We start from the raw sequence: 24,608 nt of genomic DNA on the forward strand, positions 1-24,608 counted from the left end.
AACCCAAATTTTACCCAGAAAATGATACAAATTTACCACAATCAGCGTTGCGGAAAATCAAGAAGCTGTCTGCTGTTTTTAGAAGAATCGGATAAAGAAATTGAAATTATTAATTATTTAAAAACACCTCCAACAGTTTCAGAATTAACTTTATTGCTAAAAAAACTTAAATTCCAGCCTATTGATCTGGTCCGTCAGAAAGAAACAATATGGATAGAGAATTACAAAGGAAAAACAATGACTGATGCTCAAATCATTCAGGCAATGGCAGAGAACCCAATTCTTATTGAAAGACCGATTGTTGTAAAAGATGATGAAGCAATTGTTGGGAGAGATATAGAAAAGGTGAGTTCCTTCATCTAAACATTAACATAAGTTTAAGATTCCTGTTTTAAACTATTATAACATTCCCGCGTCTTATCCGGAAATCTTATTTACTGCTAAATGAAAAATTTAAAATTTACAATAGCCATAATATTTCTATTTTTTGGGCTATCCAATTTTGCTCAGCAAGGTCCTCCAGCATTTGCCAAAGTTAAAGTTACTGGAAAAATTGTAGACAAAAAAAGTAATCAGCCATTAGAATATGCTACTATTACTTTAAAGAATCAAAAAAATCCAAAAGCCATTTCTGGCGGAATAACCAATAACAAAGGCGAATATGAAGCTGATGTTATTCCTGGAGTTTACGATATAACAATCGAATTTATTTCGTTTAAAAATGTCGAAATAAAGGGCAGAAACATCACCGAGAAAACCTCTCTGGGTACAGTCGCACTCGAAGATGATGCAGCACAACTGAACGAAGTTGTTGTACGTGCCGAAAAATCATCTGTCGAAATCAAGCTTGACAAAAAAGTATATAATGTAGGTCAGGATATGATGGTAAAAGGAGGAACAGTAAGTGATGTCCTTGACAACGTCCCTTCTGTTTCAGTTGATACCGAAGGAAATGTAAGCTTAAGAGGAAGTGATAATATCCGGATTTTGATTGACGGAAGGCCCTCTTATGCAGTAAATATTGCCGAAGCCCTTAGACAGCTTCCTGCAGATGCCATTGACAAGGTCGAAGTTATTACTAATCCATCTGCCCGTTATGATGCCGAAGGAGGCTCAGGTATAATCAATATTATTCTTAAAAAAGGTAAAAATCAAGGTTTTAACGGGACTATAATAGCTTCAACAGGAATTCCCGAAACGTATGGTCTAAGTGCCAATGTAAATTATAAAACCGAAAAATTAAATTACTTTACTACTGCGGGTTACAATCACAGAACCAATGAAGGTGGTGGAAAAACCAATTCCGAGTATTTCAATAAGGATGGTTCTATAAAAAACTTTTTAGATGAAGACCGAGAAACAGAGAGAGTCAGAGACGGCTTTAATGGAAGAGCAGGTGTCGAATGGACAGTTGCACCAAATACATATTGGACAAACGCCATAAACTATGAAAAAAATACTGGTGAAGACAATGATTTAATTAACTACAGCAGCTATGATGCATCTCATGCATTCACTGGTACTACTTACCGCTTGAATACAGGAGATACCGGCAGCGAAAATACTTCATTTACTTCAAACTTAATTAAAAACTTCAACGACAAAGGACACAAACTTACCGTTGATGCTTCTCTTTCGAGAAATACTGATGACAATCAAAGTATAATTACTGGTTCTGATAATTATAATAACACATTAAACAACCAGATTCAGAAACAAGGTCAGTTACAAGCCGATTATGTATTGCCTCTAGGTGAAAATAGTCAGTTTGAAGCTGGATATAAAGGAAATTTTGCTGATTTAAACAATGAATATTATGTTCTTGACCAGAATGGCATGAAGATCCAGAATTTGTCCAATAATCTGGAATACAAAGAAAATATTAATGCTCTTTATACACAGTATGGCTTCAAAAAAAATAAATTCTCCTATTTATTTGGACTGCGCTGGGAAGACACTGATATAGAAGTAAACTTATTAGAAGATCCAAAAGATTTCAACAATAAAAAATACAATAACTTTTTTCCGAGTGCTTTTATCAGTTATGAAATATCTGACCAAAGCAACATTACAACAAGTTACAGCAAACGTCTTTCCAGACCGAGAGGACGTTTTATGAACCCAGCGGTAAATTATTCCAGTAACGTTAATATTTTTCAGGGAAATCCCGACTTAGATCCATCATTAACAAACAAATTTGACGTTGGTTATATCAAAAGATGGGAAAAAGTAACTTTTAATACTTCGGCTTATTTTGAAGATACTAAAGATGTTTTCAGCTTTGTAAGATCTCCAACTGGTGATGAAGTAAATGGAGTCCCCGTTATTAAAAGCCAGCCAATAAACCTAGGAAAAGAACAAAAATTTGGTTTTGAGTTTACTTTAAATTATACCCCATTCAAGATATGGAGGATAAACAGTAATTTCAATTTATACAATGTAAAAACAACAGGAGAACACAGCTACACAGATACGACAGGAAAACTTGTAGTGCAAGATCTGGATAATCAAGCCAACAACTGGTTTGCAAGAGTAAACTCGAAACTAACATTGCCATACAAAATCGACTGGCAATTGAATGCTACTTACAATGGTGAACAAAAAACTGCTCAAGGCAGAAACTTGGACCAATTTGGGATGAATACTTCTTTTAGCAAAGATATACTGAAAGAAAAAGCAACAATTGCTTTCAATGTTAGCGACATTTTCAATACGAGAATTATGAGATCTTATACTTATTTTACGGACGAAGTAACGAATCTTCCAACTCAAACATCATATGGGGAAATGCAATTTCGCAAACGCCAGTTCAATTTATCTTTCACCTACCGTTTCAATAAAGCCAAAAATGAGAGAGAGAAAAATGCGCCTAGAAATGAAGGTGGCGGAGATGGCGGCGGCGGAGATTTCCCAGGATAATCTTCAACCTGATACAATAAAAAAAGGATTCGTAATAACGAATCCTTTTTTATTTTAAAGCAAAAAAAAGATTAAGCTTCTTCTTCTTTTTGTTTTGCTTTCTTTTCTTTATAAGCCTCCCAAGTTGCTCCACCTACCCAGTAAGATACGAAACCAACTAAGAAAAACATTAACCAGAATCCCATGGTAAGGATGGTTAAGAAAAGTAAAAAGCCTAAATACTGCTGAAATTCAAACATGTTTTCCGGAATTTTTGAATGTAGCGACAAATGTATGATTTAAATCTTTGCAGACCAATAAAATCAATAAAAACTGCAATTTTTTATTAAATTCTTTTTGTCTTTGGCAACGAAGGAATGAATAGCAGGCTTTTTATCTGCCTTGATTAGTGTTATCAGGCTTTCAATCCCGCTTGATTTCTATTTTCTTAGACCATAGATTCACAGATTTTAAAGTATGACAATCGGCAAATACAACAAATCATTTTTTGCTGCAGATTCACAGATTTTAATAGATTTCTTAGTACGATCTTGTCATTCCGCAGGAGTCAACATCGGACTCATTTGAGATTCGTACCAACATCAAAACACTGTCAATTTCTTAAAACAATAATCTTTTTTTATACAAAAATTATCAAATTATCATTTTAAAACACAAATCACACCGTTATAATTTAATTTATAATTATATTTGTGTTATCCAACAAGACTGACTTTATGGAACAATGCATCTCCGTTTTTGATATGTTAAAAATTGGCGTAGGCCCCTCGAGTTCCCATACTCTAGGACCTTGGCGTGCTGCCGAACGTTTTTTAGGTGAACTGAGGAACGATTACAACATCAATAGTGTTATCAGGGTAAAAGCGGATTTATACGGCTCGCTTTCCTTAACCGGCAAAGGACATGCCACCGATTTGGCTGTAATGCTCGGACTGAGCGGTCAGGATCCGGAATATATTCCAGTTCAAAACATTGACGGAATCATCAAATCGATTCAAGATAAAAATGAAATACTTCTGGGAAACCAGAATTCAATTCCCTTTTATATTCTTCAGGACATTGTTTTCAACAAAGACTTCCTTCCTTTTCATGCTAATGGACTAACGTTTACAGCATATTTTAATAACGAGACCGAATACAGTTCTACGTTTTATTCCATAGGAGGCGGGTTTGTGGTCAAAGAAGAATTGGAAAACACCCAAAATAAAGTTGCCATAAAATGTGCTTTCCCCTTCCCTATTGATAAAGCTTCAGAACTTTTGGAATATTGCATAAAAGAGAACAAATCCATTTCGGAAATTGTATATGAAAACGAAAAATCGATGCGGCCCGAAGCAGAAGTTCATCACGAACTGATGCGTATCTGGAACACGATGCTCGAATGCATGTATATCGGCTGTCATTCCGAAGGCATGCTTCCCGGCGGTTTACATGTACGGAGACGCGCTTTTGATATGCATCAGAATTTAATTGGATTGTCCAATTATTCCACACCTCAGGAATGGCTCGAAGAAATCAGGAAAACTGAGGTTAAATTCAGGCAGATTCTAAAATGGGTCAGCTGTTTTGCATTGGCTGTAAACGAAGTAAATGCAGCTTTAGGACGAGTTGTCACCGCTCCTACCAACGGAAGCGCCGGGGTAATTCCTGCCGTTTTAATGTATTATTTAGTCATTGAAAACCATCAGGCAGGCGAAAATGAAATCAAAAAATTCTTAATGGTTGCCGGCGAAATAGGAAGTATTTTCAAAAAAAGCTCTACCATTTCTGCCGCTATGGGAGGATGCCAGGCCGAAATTGGTGTTTCAAGCGCTATGGCTGCAGGAGCACTCTGCGAATTATTAGGAGGAAGCCCAGAACAAGTTTTAATGGCTGCCGAAATTGCGATGGAGCACCATTTAGGCTTAACCTGTGATCCTATTGGCGGTTTAGTGCAGATTCCGTGTATTGAAAGAAATACCATGGGAGCTGTAAAAGCAATCAATGCCGCTGAACTTGCCTTGGCCAGCGATGCCAAAAATGCCAAAGTTTCTCTTGACAAAGTAATTGATACCATGTGGCAGACGGCCAAAGACATGAACTCAAAATACAAAGAAACTTCCGAAGGCGGACTTGCAATTGCTGTGAATATGGCAGATTGTTAATGCAAAACAAACTTGTACAATAATGTTTTCGCCATGACATTCCCAGTGAAAATTCAGATTTAAAAAATTCAATTTAGTACTTTTACACTCTCAAAACAAAATTCCTCCGAACATTCGGAATTAAATAATATAAACGATGTCTGCAATAAAAAAAGATTACAAAAAAGTTACCACCAAGTCATTAATTGACATGAAATCTAATGGCGAAAAAATCTCCATGCTTACGGCTTATGACTATACCATGGCCAAAATTGTGGACACTGCAGGAGTTGATGTAATTCTTGTTGGGGATTCAGCTTCAAATGTAATGGCGGGTCACGAAACGACTTTACCAATTACTTTAGATCAGATGATTTATCATGCTTCATCTGTAGTCAGGGCTGTAGATCGGGCTTTAGTTGTTGTCGATTTGCCTTTTGGAAGCTATCAATCTGATTCAAAGGAGGCTCTTCGCTCTTCTATCAGAATCATGAAGGAAAGCGGTGCTCATGCTGTAAAATTAGAAGGAGGCAAAGAAATCAAAGAATCTATCAAAAAAATCCTGAATGCCGGAATTCCGGTTATGGGACACTTGGGATTAACACCGCAGTCTATTTATAAATTTGGAACGTATACCGTTCGTGCCAAAGAAGATGAAGAAGCCGAAAAACTGATTGAAGATGCTATTTTGCTAGAACAATTGGGCTGTTTTGCTTTGGTACTTGAAAAAATTCCTGCTCATTTGGCCGAAAAAGTAGCAAAAAGCATTTCCATTCCAGTAATCGGAATTGGAGCCGGTGGTGGAGTTGACGGACAGGTATTGGTGATCCACGACATGCTGGGAATGAATAATGAATTCAGCCCTCGTTTTTTGAGACGCTACATGAATTTATACGAAGGAATGACTACAGCTATCAGCCAATATGTTGAAGATGTAAAATCACAGGATTTTCCAAACGAGAAAGAACAGTATTAAGTTAGACTGCTTAGATTGCTGGACATTTTAGATTATTAGATTTCTTAGAATTTGAAACTTTTTGATTTTTAGAGGAATTTTCTTTCTGCATTCTTATTTTTCATTATAAATTGTATTTAATTTGAACATCAAAACAAGCTTTTGATAAAAAAGATTATACAACCTTTAAAAATAAATAAAAATGCATCAATTTAAAGAATTAGAAATCTGGAAAAAAAGCAGAATCTTTTGTGTTAAAGTATATTCGGCTACATCCGCTTTTCCAAGTGAAGAAAGATTCGGACTTACACATCAATTAAGAAGAGCTGCGGTATCGATCCCTTCTAATATTGCAGAAGGATCCTCTAGGCAGTCGAATAAAGATTTTGCAAGATTCTTAGAAATCTCCATTGGTTCAGCTTATGAAATTGAAACACAGCTGTTAATCGCATCTGATTTAGGTTTTGTCAACCTAGACAAAGCCAATGAATTAATAAATATACTTGATGAAATTGTAAAAATGACATCAAAATTCAGGTCAAACTTAATACAGAATCAATAAAAAATTATCATATTAGACTGCCTCATCGTTCTAAAAGTCTAAAAAGTCTAAAAATCTAAGATGTCAAATAAAATAATTTCAAATAAATCCAATCTCCAAATCCTTCACGAAGACAACCACCTGATTGTTGTCAACAAACGTGTTGGCGACATTGTTCAGGGCGACAAAACAGGTGACAAGCCATTGAGCGAGATTGTAAAAGAATATATAAAAGACAAATACAATAAACCCGGTGAAGTTTTTCTTGGAGTCGTGCATCGACTGGACAGACCTACTACCGGAATTGTAGTTTTTGCCCGCACCAGCAAAGCGCTTACACGCATGAACGAATTATTCAGCAGCAGGGAAACCCAAAAAACCTATTGGGCGGTAGTCAAAAACAGGCCTTCAAAAAATGAAGACACGCTTGTTCATTATATTAAAAGGAACGAGAAAAACAATACTTCGAAGGCACATCTCAAAGAAGTCCCTGACAGCAAAAAAGCCAGTTTAGAATACAAAATCATCAGGGAACTGGATAATTATTTCGGACTTGAAATTCAGCTGCATACAGGCAGGCATCATCAGATACGGGCGCAATTATCAGCTATCGGATCGCCAATAAAAGGCGATTTAAAATACGGTTTTGACCGGAGTAATCCTGACGGAGGCATTCATCTGCATGCCCGAAAACTGATGTTTATCCATCCCGTTTCGAAAGAGGAAATCACAATTATTGCACCAGTACCCGAAGAGGTTATTTGGAAAGCTATTTAATTTTAGACTGAAAAAGGATTTTATCTTCAAATTTAAATTTAACTTGCATAATGATTTAAATCTTTTTTCGCTATGAGTTACAAATTAGACGTTACTGCCAGAAAAGAAGCTTTAATAAAATTATTGGATAAAATCATTAAACACGAAAATGAGGTCATCCAGGCATTGTATGAGGATTTTAAAAAACCTCCTTTTGAGTCTATCGCAACCGAGACCAGCTATATCATTTCGGACTTAAAATACACTATCAAGAATATTGAAAAATGGGCCAGAATTGAAAAAGCAGTCCCTTCCCTACTCAATTTTCCTTCAACAGATTATATTGTAAAAGAACCTTATGGGAAAGTTTTGATTATTGCCCCATGGAATTACCCGTTTCAGTTAGCTATGGCTCCACTAATTGCTGCTGTTGCTGCTGGAAATCAGATTACATTAAAACCATCTGAGTTAACTCCAAAAACATCAGTAGTAATTTTAAAGATTATAGAAAAAGTTTTCCCGCATCAGCATGTAAAAGTAATTGAAGGAGGGATTGAAACTACTCAAAAATTATTAAAACAACGATGGGATTATATTTTTTTTACAGGAAGTGTTACCGTTGGGAAAATTGTTGCCAAAGCAGCTGCAGAACATCTGACTCCCGTAACACTTGAATTGGGTGGAAAAAACCCTTGCATTATAGATGAAACAGCCAATTTAAAACTTGCTGCCAAAAGAATAGTTTGGGGAAAATTCTTGAATGCCGGTCAAACCTGCATTGCTCCAGATTACATTTTGATTCAAGAGCAGATGAAAAGCCATTTTATTGATTTTATGAAAATTGAAATCATAAAAGCTTATGGTGAAAACCCTAAAAATTCATCTGATCTTGCCCGAATTGTAAATGAAAAAAACTGGCATCGGCTAGTGAGTATGATTGAAACTGAAAAAGTAGTTTTTGGCGGAGAGACCGATATAGAGGATTTCTACATTTCTCCAACACTAATAGACGAAAACGATCTTGATAGCGAATTAATGCAAGAAGAAATTTTCGGTCCATTGCTGCCTATAATTACTTATAAAGATGAAAAAGAAATCGACAAGGTAATCTTAAAATATGAAAAGCCGCTTGCTTTATATGTTTTTACTGATGACAAAAAATTTGCCCAAAAAACAATTTTGAACTATGCTTTTGGCGGAGGCTGTATAAACGATACGGTTGTCCATTTTGCAAACAAAAGACTTCCTTTTGGCGGGGTTGGACAAAGCGGTATCGGTGCATATCATGGGAAAAAAAGTTTTGAGATCTTTTCACATCATAAAGCAATTGTAAAAAAAGCGAATTGGCTGGATTTGAATTTTAGATACGCTCCCTATGCCGATAAAATTAATTCGATAAGGAAACTATTAAACTGGCTATAATAAAAGTAAATTATTATTAAAACCTAAAGACATGTTTGAAAAAATAACATCCTATTTAAAAATAAAAAAATAGTAAATTTGCCTATTGATATAGAAATCATTACAGTAAAATGCAATGATACAATTATAAAACTCCCGCCAACCAATAATAAACCAAATAACAAATGAACCAAACTTTAGAAAGATTACACGATATTGAAAAAAACGGATATCAGATTGATTTTGGAGATGTATTCAATCATGCGTTTGAGAATTACAAAAGAATTGCACTCTATGCGGGATCAGTATTGGTAATTTTTATCGTTTTGTTTCTTATTTTAACTTCTGTTTCATTAGTTTCGGTTTTAGGCGTCAATGAAATTAAAGAACTTACTCCCGAGAAATTTAAAATAGAAAATTTATCTCAGTCAGCACAAATGGCTTTGGGAATATTTTCCATATTTACCTCTTGCCTGCTTAGCCCATTTTTTGCCTCCTTTTTAAAAATGGCCGATCGTGGGGAAAAGGATCTGGAATTCCCTGTCTCGTCTTTATTCAGTTATTATAAATTTCCTTATTTAAAAGAAATTTTAGTTTCAACATTCATTATTTCGGTAATCAGTTTTGCACAATCAACTTTGTTTGTTTACCTAAAGCTTGAAATTCTTGGCTCACTCATCAATTATTTTATCTCCTTTATAACACTGCTTACAGTTCCCTTGATTATTTTTGGAAACCTGCAGGCTATCGATGCCATTAGATACAGCATCAAAATTGTTTTCCAGGAACCTGTCGTTATATTAGGTCTAGCAGTTGTAGCACTAATTGGTGTGTTTGTAGGCATTATGGGCTGCTGTGTTGGAATATTTTTTACAATGCCTTTTATCTATTCCATGCATTATGCCATTTACAGCGCTATTGTAGGAATAGATGATACAACAAAAATGAATACAAATAATTACAGTAATACATAAAGATTATACCCGAAAAGAAATTTATTAAATAGTTCCCCCCGCTGAAAACTATGCTTTTATGTTATAAAATTTTACTATTTTTTAACTTCAACTTCTCTTTATCGAGTTCGGTCTATCTTTTTATGCCATTAGGTCAGATACAAAAAAATTTCCTAATGATTACAAATCGAAATAGCATTTTGCTGGCTTTGCTTCTCATTATTGCAATAGCAATTGTCTATTCTAACCACAAAATCAATTCGATATTAAAAAACATCGATAATCTTGCACTAAAAGAATCTGATAAAAGAGAGTATCAGCTTTATTTATTGTACCTGGGGTTAGTTCTTCCTTTTATAGAAATACTATTCGAATTATTTAAAGTCAGACCCAAAAGTTTATTGATTTACAATTTTATTATTGCTTTTATATTTTTGCTTACCTTTTTAACAAGTGAAAAATCAAAATATTTATACAATAGGCTTCCTGCCGTCTTTACTTTTTTATTTTATGTTTACATTTCAATAACAGCATATAATATTGTCGTTTTACATAATGACCCCATTCCTACTTATACATTTAACTTAGCGTTTTTCTTTTCCTATATTATTATCAAGCCCATAAAAAAGTATTGGATTTTCTGCGGCTTTGTTTTTTCATATCTGATACTGATATTAATTTTGGATTTAGTCCCTATCGGTAAAGCTGCTATTCTAATAGGATTTGCTGTAATGGTGTTTATGATAAATCACATCCGATATATCTCGATATATAAAGTCCAAGAAAAAATTCATTTTGCAAACGAAATCGTAAACAAAGGAAACTCGCTTACAATAGCAACAAACAAAAAAGGAGAAGTTACCTTCTGCAGTGACACTATAACAAGAATTTTAGGTTATACTCCAAAAGAAGTTATGGGTTACGGTTTCTGGAAACTTACTGAAGACCCTGAATTTGAAAGTGCTAATTATCATGAAAAATTCATTGATAACCAATTATATATCCGAAAATTAAAATGTAAAAATGGCGAATACAAATTTATCCAATGGATTGATAAAAAATTTAATGAAGATTCAATTATCGGAATTGGCCAAGACATTACCAATGAAATAAAAATAAGAAAACAATACGAGACTCTAATCCAGACAGCTGTTGACATTATCTTTGAAGCAGATGCAAGAGGCAACTTTACTTTTGTCAATGATTATGCAATAAAAGCTTTAGGCTATTCTAAAGAAGAACTCCTTTCAAAAGACTTTTCTTCATTAATCAGAAAGGATTATATTACCAATACCATGAGTTTTTATCAAAACATTCTTGATATTGAAGAAAATTTCACAACCCTTGAATTTCCTATCATTAAAAAAGATGGAGGCGAAATATGGATATCTCAAAATGTTTTTGTCAGAAGAAACAGTTTTGGAGAAATAGATGGTTACTCTGGAATCGCGAGAGACATTACACTATTAAAAAGCATAGAGGACGAAAAATCAAAAAGACAGTATAAAATAGAGAAATACAGTAAAACCCTCAAAGATTTAACGGTACTCAACCATTCCAATACTGATAATTTTGATCAAACTATCACTAATATCCTGAAAATCACTTCAGATGCATTGGGTGTAGACAGGTCAAGCTACTGGGTTTATGACACAGACAAGATTGTTTGCAACAAACTCTATAATTCCCACAAAGGCATGTTAGAAAGTGAAATCCAGTTTTACAGAAATGAAAATCTTGGTTATTTTGAAAAAATTGAAAACAAACTCCAAGTTGTTCAATCTGACATTCGTTCTTATGCCGTAAACAACAAAATAAAAAGCAATTATGTTACTGCCAATAACGTATTTTCAACATTGGACACTCCAGTTTTTGTTGACGGTGAGATAAAAGGAATTCTCTCATTCGAATCGACGGATCAAATAAAAAATTGGGATAATGAGGATATCAATTTTACAAAATCAATCTCAGATTTAATTGTAATCGCTCTGGCCTCCCAGATGCGCTTAGAAATCGAACAGAAACTGGCTTACAAAAGTGAATTGCTTCTAGTAATCAATAAAAATACTAATCAATTTTTATTAGAAAAAAGTACCAGTAAACTCATCATGGGCATTATCAATGAGCTAGGAAAAGTTACTAACTCAGACCGTATTTCCTATTTTAAGAAAAACCCAAAAACTGATTTCTTTGACCAAAAATGCATGTGGACAAATGAATTAAAAGATTTTGATACTGTTCTTCCAATTTTGCAAAATCTTGAATTTACTCAATTTGATCCAAATCTAAAAGATTTTTCTCCAATTGAATTCTTTGACAGTATAAAAGCCAATGTGCAAAATGAAATAGTAAAATCAGGCTTAATGCGCTTAAATCCTGATACTATGTTATTTTTTCCCGTTTTCATAAAAAATGAATTTGATGGTTTTTTTGCATTTGATAATTCAGCCAAAGAACGCATATGGAACCGTGACGAAATATCAATTTTACAATTATTAGTAAAAAATATATCCTCCTCGATAGAACGTAACATCAACGAATCTATCATAGAAGAAAGCGAAGAACGATTCCGCCTATTGGCAAACAACATACCTGGTACTGTCTATTTATCGAATTACGATGAAAAGTACACAAAAATTTATCTCAATGATGAAATTGAAAAACTGACAGGTTATCCTAAATCAGACTTTCTTGAAAATAAAATATTTTTTATTGACCTGATACACCCAGATGACATCGAAAATGTGCTGCAAAAAAACAAAGAAGCTCTGGAACAGAAAAAAGCAGTTCATGTTGTCTATCGGATTATACATAAAAATGGTTCAATAGTCTGGGTGGAAGAATTTGGTGATTCAATTTTAAAGAATGGCGAAATTGCATTCATGGAAGGAATATTTATCGATATTACCGAAAAGAAAAAAAACGAATCAATTGTCAAGGAAAAAGAATTAGCCGAAGCTGCAAATAAAGCCAAATCCGAATTTTTAGCCAACATGAGCCACGAAATCCGGACACCGCTAAATGGAATTATAGGTTACACTGATCTGCTGATGAGTTCCAAACTCGAAACTACTCAAAAGCAATACATGAAAACCATTAATCAATCGGCTAATATTTTACTGGAAGTGGTTAATGATATACTCGATTTTTCTAAAATTGAATCTGGTAAACTGGATCTTAATATTGAAAAATACTGTATAGAAGATATTATTCTTCAAATAAAAGAATTGGTTCATTACCAAGCGATTTCCAAAAATCTGGAGATAAATTACATTATCAATGAAGGTGTTCCAAAATACATCTGGGTTGATTACATCCGCCTGAAACAAGTGCTTATCAATTTATTGACAAATGCTATTAAGTTCACCCACATTGGCAGTATAAACCTATCTATATCAGTATTAGAAGTTCAAAAAAATCATTCCTTTCTGCGGTTTTCAGTAAAAGATACTGGAATCGGTATTCGAAAAAGCAACCAAAAAATCATTTTTCAGGCCTTTTCACAAGAAGACAGCTCAACAACCAAAAAATTTGGAGGCACAGGATTAGGATTAACAATTTCCAATCAGTTGTTAAGCTTAATGAACAGCAAACTACAGATTAATAGCCAATACAACTCAGGAAGTACTTTTTTCTTTGATATAAAATTAAAAAGCAGCAACAAAATAAAACAAGATAAATCATTAGACCCCAAAAAAGCAGTCACAGAAAATCGTATCTTGGAATTTGAAAATGAGGAGCCTAAAATACTGATAGTAGAAGACAATAAAATCAATATGCTGCTGACTAAAACACTAATCAAGCAGATTATTCCAAAATGCATCATTCATGAATCGACTGATGGTGAAAAAGCACTCGAGATAGTATCACAGATTAATCCAGACATCATTTTTATGGATATTCAAATGCCATTGATTAACGGATATGAAGCCACAAAACAGATTCGCAAAATAGAACAACTGGAAGACACAGTTATTATTGCGCTCACCGCTGGAACTATTAAGGGCGAAAAAGAAAAATGCATTGAAGCCGGTATGAATGACTATGTTTCAAAACCAATAGTAAAGAAAACCCTCGAAGATATTTTAGAAAAATGGCTAAAAGTAAAAACAACCGTATTATAAGCCTATCTTTATATTATAAAATCTGCCATTAATGTTCAATAACAAACCCTAAATTATTAAAGCTATGAAGTGGATTGGAAGAAGACAAAGCGAAAATGTTGAAGACCGCAGAGGAATGTCTGGAGGAGGAAAAACCATCCTGGGTGGCGGAATAATTGGTGTCATTATTTTACTTGTCAATGTTTTTGGAGGTGAAAATGCCCAGATGATTACTCCAATATTGGAACAGCTAAATCAACAAAAAACTACACAAACTGAATCAAGACCTTTAACGGAAGCCGAAAAAACAGAAGGTGAATTTGTCAAAACTCTTATGGCCGACAATGAAGATGTTTGGAAAAAAATATTCGAGGAAAACAATTTAACTTTTGAAGCTCCAAAACTAGTCCTATTTAGCGGTCAGGTTGAAACTGCGTGTGGAGGAGCAAGTTCGGCATCTGGTCCTTTCTATTGCCCTGTTGACAGAACCATCTATATGGACATGAGATTTTTTGATGAACTGAGAACCAAATTTGGTGCTGAAGGCGGAGATTTTGCAGTTGCCTATGTAATGGCGCACGAATTCGGACATCACATTCAAACCTTATTGGGAACTTCGGGAAAAGTGCGTGAACTGCAGGAAAGCAGGAGTGAAACCGCAGGAAATAAACTTTCTGTTGCATTAGAATTACAAGCCGATTTTTATGCTGGCCTTTGGACACATTACAATGAAAAGCAAAATCACATGCTTGAAGCTGGAGATATTGAAGAAGCATTAAGTGCGGCAAATGCAGTTGGCGATGATGCTATTCAGAAAAAAATGCAGGGTCAGGTTGTACCGGATTCCTTTACCCACGGAACTTCCGAACAGAGAATGTATTGGTTTAATCGCGGTTTTGAAAGTGGAGATATCAAAAAAGGAGATACTTTTTCAGAAGTAAACTAACCTATACAAAAGTTTTAATTTAAATCTACGAAACACTAAAACTCCACTATATCAGCAAAATATAGTGGAGTTTAAAAAAATTATCTTCTTTTTAAAACATCAGGAGCAACAGATCCATAGGTATATAATCTTAAAATGTCTTGGTTTTCTTCGTCCATTTTGTCAATATCTACCATAAAACAATAGTCATCTCCAATTACTGTTTTGTTTTTTAAACGGACATAAAAAAATGTATTAGATTGCTCTTTCTTTTCACAGCCTTCTTGCGAAATTGCATATTCATATACAGTCACGTTGCTAGGATCATCTGGATCACTTCTCTCTTCGCAAATATGATCATTTTTAAAAACCCAAAATACCCCACTTGGTTTTTCCTGATCACCATCATTTTCTTCGCTGAGATCATATTCAATCAGTTCCCATTTTCCATCTATTTTTTCTTCTAAACTTAAGATAGTTTCTATTTCTTCTTTTGAATTTTCTTTAGCAACTGTATCTAAATGCTTTTTTGTTATTGTAGCTTCCAACGCTTTACTACTTTCTGTTTTTGTTGCAACAATTTTGCTGTTTTCTTCCTTTTTATTACAAGATAGCATTAGGAAAAAAGTTGAAACGTAAATTATTTTCTTCATATTATTATTAAAATTTAAGATGTATTCAAATAGTATATTGTTCTGTCATTTTCTAAACTATCCCAGCCAGCCATCACGATCCAAGCTTCTATATTGAATGGCTTCGGCAATATGGGAAGAACCAACCACTTCTGCCCCTTCCAAATCGGCTATTGTTCTGGAAACTTTCAGGATCCTATCAAAAGCTCGGGCAGAAAGATTCAATCTTTCCATAGCGGTTTTTAAGAGCTGCAGTGAAACATCATCAAGTGCGCAATGTTCGCGGATTTGTTTGGAACCCATTTGTGCATTGTAATGTATATTTTCAAAATGCTGAAATCTGGCAGTTTGAATTTCGCGGGCAGCAGTCACTCGCTTTCGGATTTCTACGCTGCTTTCTCCATTTCTTTTATCGGTTAACTTATCGAAAGGAACGGGTGTCACTTCAATATGTATATCGATTCTATCCAATAATGGCCCTGAAATTTTACTCAAATAGCGGGTCATTTCATGCGGTGATGATGTATTGGGAGAGTCAGGATCATTGAAGAATCCGCTTGGGCTTGGATTCATGCTTGCCACCAGCATGAATGATGATGGATAGGTCAGTGTAAATTTGGCTCTCGAAATAGTCACTTCCCTATCTTCCAAAGGCTGTCGCATTACTTCCAGTACTTCCCGCTTGAATTCGGGCAATTCATCCAAAAATAAAACCCCATTATGTGCCAATGAAATTTCGCCAGGCTGCGGATAGCTCCCTCCACCCACAAGAGCCACGGACGAAGCCGTATGATGCGGGCTCCGGAAAGGACGCTGATTCATTAATCCCACATCTTTTACTTTTCCGGCAACACTGTGAATTTTTGTGGTTTCCAAAGCTTCTTTCAAAGTCATTGGCGGTAAAATACTCGGCAACCGTTTGGCAATCATCGTTTTTCCGGAACCTGGAGGACCAATCAATATAATATTATGGCCACCGGCAGCCGCAATTTCCATACATCTTTTTATGGATTCCTGTCCTCGCACTTCCGAAAAATCAAACTCGGGAAAATCCAAGGTTTTATAAAATTCATCCCTCGTATTTATAACTGTAGGAGCTATTGTTCCTTTTCCTTCAAAAAAATCAATAACTTCCAATACATTCTCAACTCCATAAACATCAAGACCAGAAACAATTGCTGCTTCTTTCACGTTTTCTTTAGGAAGAAAAAAACCTTTAAAACCTTCTTCCTTGGCTTTAATGGCAATAGGAAGAACTCCCTTTATAGGCTGTAAGCTTCCGTCAAGCGAAAGTTCACCCATAATGATATATTTATCAACCTCTTCTGATTTGATTTGTCCCGAAGCGGCGAGAATCCCTATGGCAAGTGTCAAGTCGTAGGCAGAACCCTCTTTCCGTAAATCGGCAGGAGCCATATTGATGGTTATTTTTTTTACAGGAAGACTGTAACCGTTATTCTTTAAGGCAGCTGCAATCCTGTAACTGCTTTCTTTTATAGCAATATCTGGCAAGCCAACCAAGTGATAACCCACACCTTTATCAATATTGACTTCTACAGTAACGGAGGTTGCTTCTACTCCAAAAACGGCACTCCCATAAACTTTGACTAACATAATTAAATAGATTTGGCTAAATGTAAATATTATTTTACTTACAAACAAAAACTATTTAACTAAATTCTTACTAATAACGAGAAAATCAAGAGTAAATTAAACCAATCTGATTTTTAACCTCCTCAATTATGTTAGCGAGTTCCAGACTATTTTGATGTGACCAGAGTTCGCTTTCTGTTTTATTGGCTCTAAGACAGGCATGGCATTCTTCGATTTCATAAGTGTAGCCTTTGCCTAATGTTGGTCTTTCAAATTTTGATTTTTGCTCACCCTCAACCAAAGTGCCATGAGTTAAAGAATAGGATTCGGTCATGAACCAAAGCGGATCTAGATTAATGCGACCTTTTGTACCGCTTATTGTGGCTTCGACATTGCAGGTGTATAAAAAACTGCAATGCAATACAGCTTGCGCATTTTCATACTGGAGAATAATAGAAGTCTGCGTATCGGCACCTGTGGAATAAAAATTAGATTTTGCTACAATTTCTTTAGGTTTTCCCAATATCAAATAAGCCAAAAACAAAGGATAAACACCAATATCCATCAGTGCTCCTCCTCCAAGTTTCATATCTGTCATTCGGGTATTATCTGGATTTTCGAATTTAATGGAAAAATCGGCATTTACGTATTTTACTTCTCCTATTGAACCGTTTTGAATGTGTTCCAAAGTTTCACGAATCGAAGGATTGAAACGGGTCCAGAATGCTTCCATGAAAAATTTATTGCTTTTTTGGGCAGTGGCAATCATTTGTTCTACATCGGAATAATGCAGGGCTAATGGTTTTTCACACAGCACATTTTTATTGTTTTCCAATGCTTTGATGGTTAACTCGGCATGTGAATTATGTGGTGTTGCGATATAGAGAATGTCGATATTTTCGTCTTGAAAAAGTTCGTCATAGGAACCGTAAGCTTTCGGACATTGGAACTGACTGGCAAAATCTTGTGCTTTGTCAATATTTCTGGATGCTACAGCACAAAGTTCGGCTGAATCAATCAGCTGTAATTCACTTGCAAACTGCCTAGCAATATTTCCCAAACCAACAATTCCCCATTTTATTTTTGAAGTATTTTCCATTGATTTTAAATTCCTTTTTTTCAAATGTATTAAATATTTTTTCAAAATTGAAAATGCTGATTTTTCAGCAAGACATTAAAGTTAAACACTAATTACACTAATTTTCACTAATTCTAATCGAAATTAAAATTGATAGAAAGACTGAACTTCTCGTTGAATGTGTAAGGGATAGAAGCCAATATCATTAAGTTAAGCTTTATTTCTCTCTCGCAAAGACGCTGAGACGCAAAGTTAAGATCGGATTCCTTTGCGTCTCAGCGTCTTTGCGAGAATTATATCTTGGACAAACTTTAATAAGAAATCCTTAACTTCAATGACATTGGAATAGAAGCAATCCTCAGCAGAGGAGCCCGACCGCAAATGATTTTTATGATTTTGCACTAAATTATAATGCTGTGACAAGTAAAATCTTTAAATTTGATTTTCACAATTTAAAGAGAATCTCATGGGACTATTTAATGCCATTCTGGGCAATGCATCTGAAGTAAATCTTGAAAATCTTTCGAAGGAATTTGAACCTTTACTGATTGAAGGCGAAAGAATCGAAAAAGGATATAAAGTAATTAAGGACATGTTTGTTTTCACCAATAAAAGACTGATTTTGGTCGAAAAACAATTGGTGGGAAGCAAAGTGGATTATCTTTCGATTCCGTATTCGTCCATTAAAAAATTCTCTAAAGAAAGTGCCGGAATCATAGACATGGATGCCGAATTGAAGATTTGGCTCTCCGGTGAAGATGCTCCTATTTCCAAACAATTTGGCAAAGGCGGAAATAATATCAACGAAGTGTATCAGATCTTGAGCCAGCATATTTTAAAGTAGTATTAAGTATCGAGAATTAAGTATTAAGATATTAGAAAAAAGAGTATAGAATATAGATTTTTTGGGTTGCGAAATAGTAACCTTGCTCTTTATTCTATTTTCTTTTTTCTATATTCTCTGCTCACTTTTCTAAAAAAACCTACGTACATGAAAATAATCATCCGCACATTCAAGCTTCAATTAAAGCATACTTTTACGATTTCGAGAGAGTCACACGATGTACAGCCTACACTTATTGTAGAACTGCAGAGTGATGGATTCTCGGGCTTTGGTGAGGCAACTTCAAATCCGTATTATAATATTACTGTCGATAGTATGAGAGCCAATCTGGAAGCAATTATTCCATTTATAGAATCTCATAACGATGAAACTCCTGAGGAATTTTGGGACAGTGCTTCGGTTTTATTAAAGGATGATATGTTTGCTTTATGTGCCTTGGATATGGCTTACAATGACTTATTTGCTAAGAAAAAAGGTAAAAAGCTATATGAGCTTTGGGGAAATTCTCCTTTGCACAATCCTAAAACCGATTACACCATAGGGATTGACAAAATCGATAAAATGGTGATGAAACTAAAAGAAATGCCGTGGCCGATTTATAAAATTAAATTAGGCACCAAAGATGATATTGCTATTGTTACCGAATTGCGTAAACATACCGATGCCCGTTTCCGGATTGATGCCAACTGTGGATGGACCGTTACCGAAACGATCAATAATGCTGTTGCTTTGAAAAAATTAGGTGTTGAATTCTTGGAACAGCCAATGAAAGCTGATCAATGGGCGGCACATAAGGAAGTTTTCAAACACTCGGTTCTGCCAATTGTTGCCGATGAGAGCTGTATTATAGAAGAGGATGTAGCCAAATGCCACAATCATTTTCACGGTGTAAATGTAAAGCTGGTAAAATGCGGTGGCCTTACTCCTGCCCGAAGAATGATTGCCGAGGCTAAGCAATACGGTATGAAAACTATGGTGGGCTGTATGACAGAATCTACTGTTGGGATTTCGGCTATTGCACATTTATTACCAGAACTGGATTATGTAGACATGGACGGTGCTTTACTCCTTTCTGAGGATATTGCGACCGGCGTTACAATTACAGACGGAATTGTTCATTATGCTGATTCGAATGGTATTGGAGCTTCGTTAATAAAACACTAATCCAATGCAGGTAAACGAGATTCCAAATAGAGTATTTTACAAAGACGGAGAAGAATTCCTGTACTTTGGCGGTACCAATTATTTAGGAGTTACTACCCTGCCCGAGTTTCAGGAGATAATGCTGAAAAGTTTTCAAAAATGGGGAACCAGTTACGGGAGTTCCCGTTCTGCCAATATTCAATTGGAGATTTACAAAACAGCCGAGGATTTATTGGCAAAGCAAATAGGCACAGATTCTGCAGTTACTGTTTCATCGGGTATGCTTGCAGGGAAACTGGCTTTGGAACAGTTACAGCATTCTACCGATCTGCTTTTTCATTTCCCGAGTACACATCCCGCTTTGATGCATCCATCGTCATTACCGCTTATTCAAAACGGAAAACTGAATCCTTTTCTTCTGGATTCTTCCGTAACCAGAATTGGGATTGTCGCCGATGCTATTCCGTCATTAGACGTTAACCCAATTGATTTAAGCATTTTACAAGACATTCCAAAGTCTACAACTATCACTCTATTGCTGGATGAATCTCATAGTTTTGGATTGCTGGGAGAACACGGTCAAGGCGTTTTGAACCAATATCAGCTTCCAAGCCTACATCAAAAAATAACCATTGCATCATTAGGAAAAGCTGCAGGACTCACTGGGGGATTTATAGCTGGTGATTTTCAATTTATAGAAGCAATAAAAAAACAGCAGAATTTTATTGGAGCATCTGGCATGAATCCTGCTTTTTTAGAAACATTTATAAAAGCACAATCTATTTATGATGTACAAAGAAAAGCTTTAAGTGAAAATCTGAATTATGTTTCAAAAAATTTAACGCCTAATGAAGCTTTGACATTTACTGCCACATATCCCGTTATTTATTTTGATCAGGAAGAATTACTGCAGATGCTTTTGGAAAACAATATTATTCCGACTTCGTTTCCATATCCGACTGCTTCAGGGAAATTGAGCCGTATTGTAATTAGTGCGCATCACACCACAACCGATTTGGATAGAATGATACAGCAGCTGAATATTTTTACGCAGCTAACTTCTGGTTCAGACTTAGGAGGTGATATTCTATTTGTTCTTTAATTACTAATGTATTTTTATAACAATACACCAAAATCTTATTTGATTTATAACGCCAAATAACTACTTTTAAAGAAATTAAAGTTATCACCTACAATTTGCTTATATTTCATGTTGACTTACAAATCAAAAAAGCATATATATTAAATTATTGTTATTTTAAAGTCATTTTTACAACCCACACCCCTATTTTAAAGGAGTCAAAATATAAAAATGACAAAAATAACACATACCCTCCCTTTTTAACAGGGTGTTTAAAATGATTTTTTATTTTTGCATAAAAAAATAAAATCCAATAAAATGCGAAAAATAGTTTTAAGCGTGATTCTTGTCACAATTTTGGTATTATCCTATTTCTCTAATTACTTTTTAACAATCCACACAACAAACATTTCCGAAATTTCAAAATTCGATACTGGAGATATCGCATGGATGATTGTAGCCTCAGCACTTGTATTGCTTATGACGCCTGGATTAGGTTTCTTTTACGGCGGAATGGTTGGCAAGAAAAACGTAATCAGCACCATGCTTCAAAGCTTTATGGCTATGATTATTGTAACTGTTTTATGGGTACTGATAGCTTTCGGCTTGTCATTTGGGCCTTCAATTGGAGGTGTAATTGGAAACCCTATACCATACATCTTTTTTCAAGGAGTAGGAATTGGCTCTTCATGGAAATTAGCTCCAACAATTCCTTTTTTATTATTTGCACTATTTCAAGCCAAATTTGCAATTATCACTCCAGCTATTGTAACAGGAGCATTTGCTGAACGAATCCGTTTTTGGGCTTATCTTTTATTTATGGTTTTATTTATACTATTTGTATACGCACCATTATGTCACATGACCTGGCATCCAGATGGGCTTTTATTTAACTTTGGGGTTTTAGATTTCGCTGGAGGAACTGTAGTTCACATGAGTGCCGGATGGGCAGCACTGGCAGGAGCTATCTTTCTTGGAAAACGCAAATCACCAAAACCAACACCTGCAAGGATTACTTATGTATTATTAGGAACAGGATTGCTGTGGTTTGGATGGTTTGGCTTCAACGCAGGATCAGCGATGGGAGCCAATGGACTTGCCGCACAAGCTTTAGGAACAACTACCGTTGCAGCTGCTGTAGCCTCAATGACCTGGGTGTTTCTTGATAAAATCATGGGACACAAACTTTCTGCCATGGGAGCCTGTATTGGTGCTATTGTTGGACTTGTAACTATTACTCCAGCAGCTGGTTTTGTAAGTATGCCACATGCCATTACAATGGGAATTATAGGAAGTGTAATAAGCAATATAACAGTTAGTAAATTCCATAAGTTTAAAATCGATGATGCTCTAGATGTATTTGCCTGTCACGGAGTTGGAGGAATGGTAGGCATGGTACTCACCGGTGTTTTTGCTTCCAAAGATATCAATCCCCTTGTAACTGATCAGGGACTTGCTTTTGGCGAAACTAAATTATTCATTCATCAAATAATTGCTTTAGCAGGAGTATCAATATTCGCTTTTGCAATGTCGTATTTTCTTTTCTACATAGTAAACAAAATAACTCCCCTAAGAGTATCTGAAGAAAAAGAAGAATTAGGATTAGATATTTCGCAGCACGGAGAATATCTATAAAATTCATTTCAATTATATTACAAAACACCCTAAGTTAATCTAGGGTGTTTTTTTTTGCACAAAAATTTAACATAAAACCTATGCAATCCTGTCACTAAATATCAATTAAACCTAAATCAGAAACGCACATCTTTTTATCTGAATAAACTCATTTCGTCTCATTAAAAATTAAAATGCAACTATTAGCAGCTGCATACTTTTGTGCAATAATTTAAGCATTCATTAATAAAAGAGTCGTTCAACTGTTAAAACAATCGGTAATTTCTTAAATAAGTTAATAATCTACGAACAAAACTTAAAAAAAACTTAAAATTGCGTTAACACATTCTTTGTTTTTATTAAAAATTTTAAACACCCCTCAAAATACCATAGTTGTAAATAAAAAATTCACAAAAATAACCATAGTACCCCATAAATTTTGGAGGGTATTAAATCATTTGATACATTTATAAAAAATTAAAATCAAAAACTATGCGAAAAATTATTTTAAGTGTGACACTAATCACAGTCTTGGTATTATCCATTTTTTCAATTCATTTTCTTGTTGAATCACCAAAGTTAGGAGCTCATGTCGTTGAATTAAAAATTGACACTGGAGACACTGCATGGATGATTGTAGCCACTGCCCTTGTATTATTAATGACTCCAGGCCTTGGATTCTTTTATGGCGGAATGGTAGGAAAAAAGAACGTTATCAGTACAATGCTACAAAGCTATATGGCTATGATTATAGTAACCATATTATGGGTTTTAATTGGATTTGGGCTTTGTTTTGGACCTTCAATTGGAGGTTTAATCGGTGATCCAAGCTCTAATTTTCTTTTTAACGGAGTAAGCGCTAACACTGCTTGGGAATTGGCACCAACTATCCCATTTATTTTATTCGCTTTATTCCAGGCAAAATTTGCAATTATTACTCCTGCTCTGATTACAGGAGCTTTTGCAGAAAGAGTTCGTTTTTGGGCTTACTTATTATTTATGATATTATTTATATTATTTATATATGCTCCATTATGCCACATGACTTGGCATCCTGATGGATTATTCTTCGGATGGGGAGTATTGGATTTTGCTGGAGGAACAGTAGTACACATGAGTGCAGGCTGGGCAGCATTGGCCGGAGCTATGTTCTTAGGAAAAAGAAAAGTACAAAAAACAAACCCAGCACGTATTACTTATGTATTATTAGGAACTGCATTATTATGGTTTGGATGGTTTGGTTTCAACGCAGGATCTGCTGTAGGAGCCGGAAGCCTTGCTGCACAAGCATTAGGAACTACAACTGTAGCTGCTGCAGCTGCTGCAATGGCATGGGTATTCCTTGATAAAATCATGGGGCACAAACTTTCAGCAATGGGAGCATCGATTGGTGCTGTAGTAGGATTAGTAGCAATTACACCTGCAGCTGGATTTGTAACCATTCCTCATGCTATGGCAATTGGTATTATCGCTAGTATCATAAGCAACCTTGTTGTGAGCAAATTCCCTAAAGGAAAAATCGATGATGCATTAGACGTATTTGCTTGTCACGGAGTTGGCGGTATGGTTGGTATGCTTTTAACTGGTGTTTTCGCATCAAAATCTGTAAACTCAATTGTTGGTGACAACCAGGGCTTAATATTTGGTGACGCTACTTTGTTTTTAACACAATTAAAAGCATTAGTAATTGTATCCATCTTTGCATTCACAGCATCATATATTTTATTCTTCATTGTAAATAAAATTACTCCGCTTAGAGTAACTGAAGAAAAAGAAGAATTAGGATTAGATATCTCTCAACATGGAGAATTCTTGTAAAATTTAATTCAAAATATTCAATTAACACTCTAGAATCATTTTCTAGAGTGTTTTTTTTTATTCCATAATTGATTGTACCTTTTGGTCAAAGAGTTATCTTAGCTAAAACCATAAGCATAGAAATCATTG

Annotated in this window: 19 protein-coding genes; 15 read left to right on the forward strand and 4 right to left on the reverse strand. The window is 35.1% G+C overall.

All coding sequences use genetic code 11. The features are described from left to right. Positions 1–21 precede the first annotated feature (21 nt). A complete protein-coding gene (locus ABEG11_RS01750) occupies positions 22–363 on the forward strand; it encodes an ArsC/Spx/MgsR family protein (protein WP_348822480.1) in 342 nt (113 codons plus the stop codon). An 81-nt stretch (positions 364–444) separates the two neighbouring features. Beyond that, the gene (locus ABEG11_RS01755) at positions 445–2,919 is read left to right on the forward strand and encodes a TonB-dependent receptor (RefSeq protein WP_348822481.1); all 2,475 of its coding nucleotides are present in this window, start codon (positions 445–447) and stop codon (positions 2,917–2,919) included. 71 nt (positions 2,920–2,990) lie between these two features. Here the strand turns inward: ABEG11_RS01755 and ABEG11_RS01760 are convergent, their stop codons facing one another. After that, a complete protein-coding gene (locus tag ABEG11_RS01760; protein WP_115810362.1) occupies positions 2,991–3,158 on the reverse strand; it encodes a hypothetical protein in 168 nt (55 codons plus the stop codon). Between the two features lie 477 nt (positions 3,159–3,635). On the opposite strand from ABEG11_RS01760, the gene ABEG11_RS01765 reads away from it, so the two are divergent. The 8 genes from ABEG11_RS01765 to ypfJ all read left to right on the forward strand — a co-directional run bounded on the left by ABEG11_RS01765 (position 3,636) and on the right by ypfJ (position 14,697). After that, positions 3,636–5,063: an L-serine ammonia-lyase gene (locus ABEG11_RS01765; RefSeq protein ID WP_348822482.1), complete on the forward strand. Its 1,428-nt coding sequence runs from the start codon at positions 3,636–3,638 to the stop codon at positions 5,061–5,063. Positions 5,064–5,199: 136 nt separating this feature from the next. Continuing rightward, the gene (gene panB, locus ABEG11_RS01770) at positions 5,200–6,018 is read left to right on the forward strand and encodes a 3-methyl-2-oxobutanoate hydroxymethyltransferase (protein ID WP_348822483.1); all 819 of its coding nucleotides are present in this window, start codon (positions 5,200–5,202) and stop codon (positions 6,016–6,018) included. 181 nt (positions 6,019–6,199) lie between these two features. Beyond that, complete coding sequence (locus ABEG11_RS01775; RefSeq protein WP_348822484.1) at positions 6,200–6,559, forward strand: four helix bundle protein; 360 nt, start codon at positions 6,200–6,202, stop codon at positions 6,557–6,559. Between the two features lie 60 nt (positions 6,560–6,619). Continuing rightward, positions 6,620–7,315: an RluA family pseudouridine synthase gene (locus tag ABEG11_RS01780; protein ID WP_348822485.1), complete on the forward strand. Its 696-nt coding sequence runs from the start codon at positions 6,620–6,622 to the stop codon at positions 7,313–7,315. A 72-nt stretch (positions 7,316–7,387) separates the two neighbouring features. Continuing rightward, entirely contained in the window at positions 7,388–8,716 is a 1,329-nt protein-coding gene (locus ABEG11_RS01785) for an aldehyde dehydrogenase (protein WP_348822486.1), read from the forward strand. Between the two features lie 164 nt (positions 8,717–8,880). Next, positions 8,881–9,669 (forward strand): DUF2189 domain-containing protein, encoded by a 789-nt coding sequence (locus ABEG11_RS01790; RefSeq protein WP_348822487.1) that lies wholly within the window; start codon positions 8,881–8,883, stop codon positions 9,667–9,669. Between the two features lie 155 nt (positions 9,670–9,824). Beyond that, positions 9,825–13,772, forward strand: a complete 3,948-nt coding sequence (locus ABEG11_RS01795; RefSeq protein WP_348822488.1) for a PAS domain S-box protein — start codon at positions 9,825–9,827, stop codon at positions 13,770–13,772. A 64-nt stretch (positions 13,773–13,836) separates the two neighbouring features. After that, positions 13,837–14,697: a KPN_02809 family neutral zinc metallopeptidase gene (gene ypfJ, locus ABEG11_RS01800; protein ID WP_348822489.1), complete on the forward strand. Its 861-nt coding sequence runs from the start codon at positions 13,837–13,839 to the stop codon at positions 14,695–14,697. An 80-nt stretch (positions 14,698–14,777) separates the two neighbouring features. On the opposite strand, the gene ABEG11_RS01805 is transcribed toward ypfJ, so the two are convergent. From ABEG11_RS01805 to ABEG11_RS01815, 3 genes are all read right to left on the reverse strand, one after another. Continuing rightward, a complete protein-coding gene (locus ABEG11_RS01805) occupies positions 14,778–15,329 on the reverse strand; it encodes a hypothetical protein (RefSeq protein WP_348822490.1) in 552 nt (183 codons plus the stop codon). A gap of 57 nt (positions 15,330–15,386) precedes the next feature. Continuing rightward, entirely contained in the window at positions 15,387–16,922 is a 1,536-nt protein-coding gene (locus tag ABEG11_RS01810; RefSeq protein WP_348822491.1) for a YifB family Mg chelatase-like AAA ATPase, read from the reverse strand. A gap of 85 nt (positions 16,923–17,007) precedes the next feature. Then, entirely contained in the window at positions 17,008–18,000 is a 993-nt protein-coding gene (locus ABEG11_RS01815) for a Gfo/Idh/MocA family protein (protein ID WP_348822492.1), read from the reverse strand. A 445-nt stretch (positions 18,001–18,445) separates the two neighbouring features. Between ABEG11_RS01815 and ABEG11_RS01820 the strand changes: the two genes are divergently transcribed. The 5 genes from ABEG11_RS01820 (at position 18,446) to ABEG11_RS01840 (ending at position 24,479) form a co-directional block, all read left to right on the forward strand. Beyond that, positions 18,446–18,823, forward strand: a complete 378-nt coding sequence (locus tag ABEG11_RS01820) for a PH domain-containing protein (protein ID WP_348822493.1) — start codon at positions 18,446–18,448, stop codon at positions 18,821–18,823. A 147-nt stretch (positions 18,824–18,970) separates the two neighbouring features. Continuing rightward, the gene (locus ABEG11_RS01825) at positions 18,971–19,987 is read left to right on the forward strand and encodes a dipeptide epimerase (RefSeq protein ID WP_348822494.1); all 1,017 of its coding nucleotides are present in this window, start codon (positions 18,971–18,973) and stop codon (positions 19,985–19,987) included. A 4-nt stretch (positions 19,988–19,991) separates the two neighbouring features. Continuing rightward, a complete protein-coding gene (locus tag ABEG11_RS01830) occupies positions 19,992–21,068 on the forward strand; it encodes an aminotransferase class I/II-fold pyridoxal phosphate-dependent enzyme (protein ID WP_348822495.1) in 1,077 nt (358 codons plus the stop codon). A 297-nt stretch (positions 21,069–21,365) separates the two neighbouring features. Continuing rightward, positions 21,366–22,682 carry an ammonium transporter gene (locus tag ABEG11_RS01835; protein WP_348822496.1) on the forward strand — a complete coding sequence of 439 codons (1,317 nt, stop codon included), beginning with the start codon at positions 21,366–21,368 and terminating at the stop codon, positions 22,680–22,682. Positions 22,683–23,153: 471 nt separating this feature from the next. Next, on the forward strand, positions 23,154–24,479 hold the full coding sequence (locus ABEG11_RS01840) for an ammonium transporter (protein ID WP_348822497.1): 1,326 nt from the start codon (positions 23,154–23,156) through the stop codon (positions 24,477–24,479). The last annotated feature ends 129 nt before the right edge of the window (positions 24,480–24,608 follow it).

Source organism: Flavobacterium aestuarii (genome assembly GCF_040049115.1).
GTDB classification, from domain to species: Bacteria; Bacteroidota; Bacteroidia; order Flavobacteriales; family Flavobacteriaceae; genus Flavobacterium; species Flavobacterium aestuarii.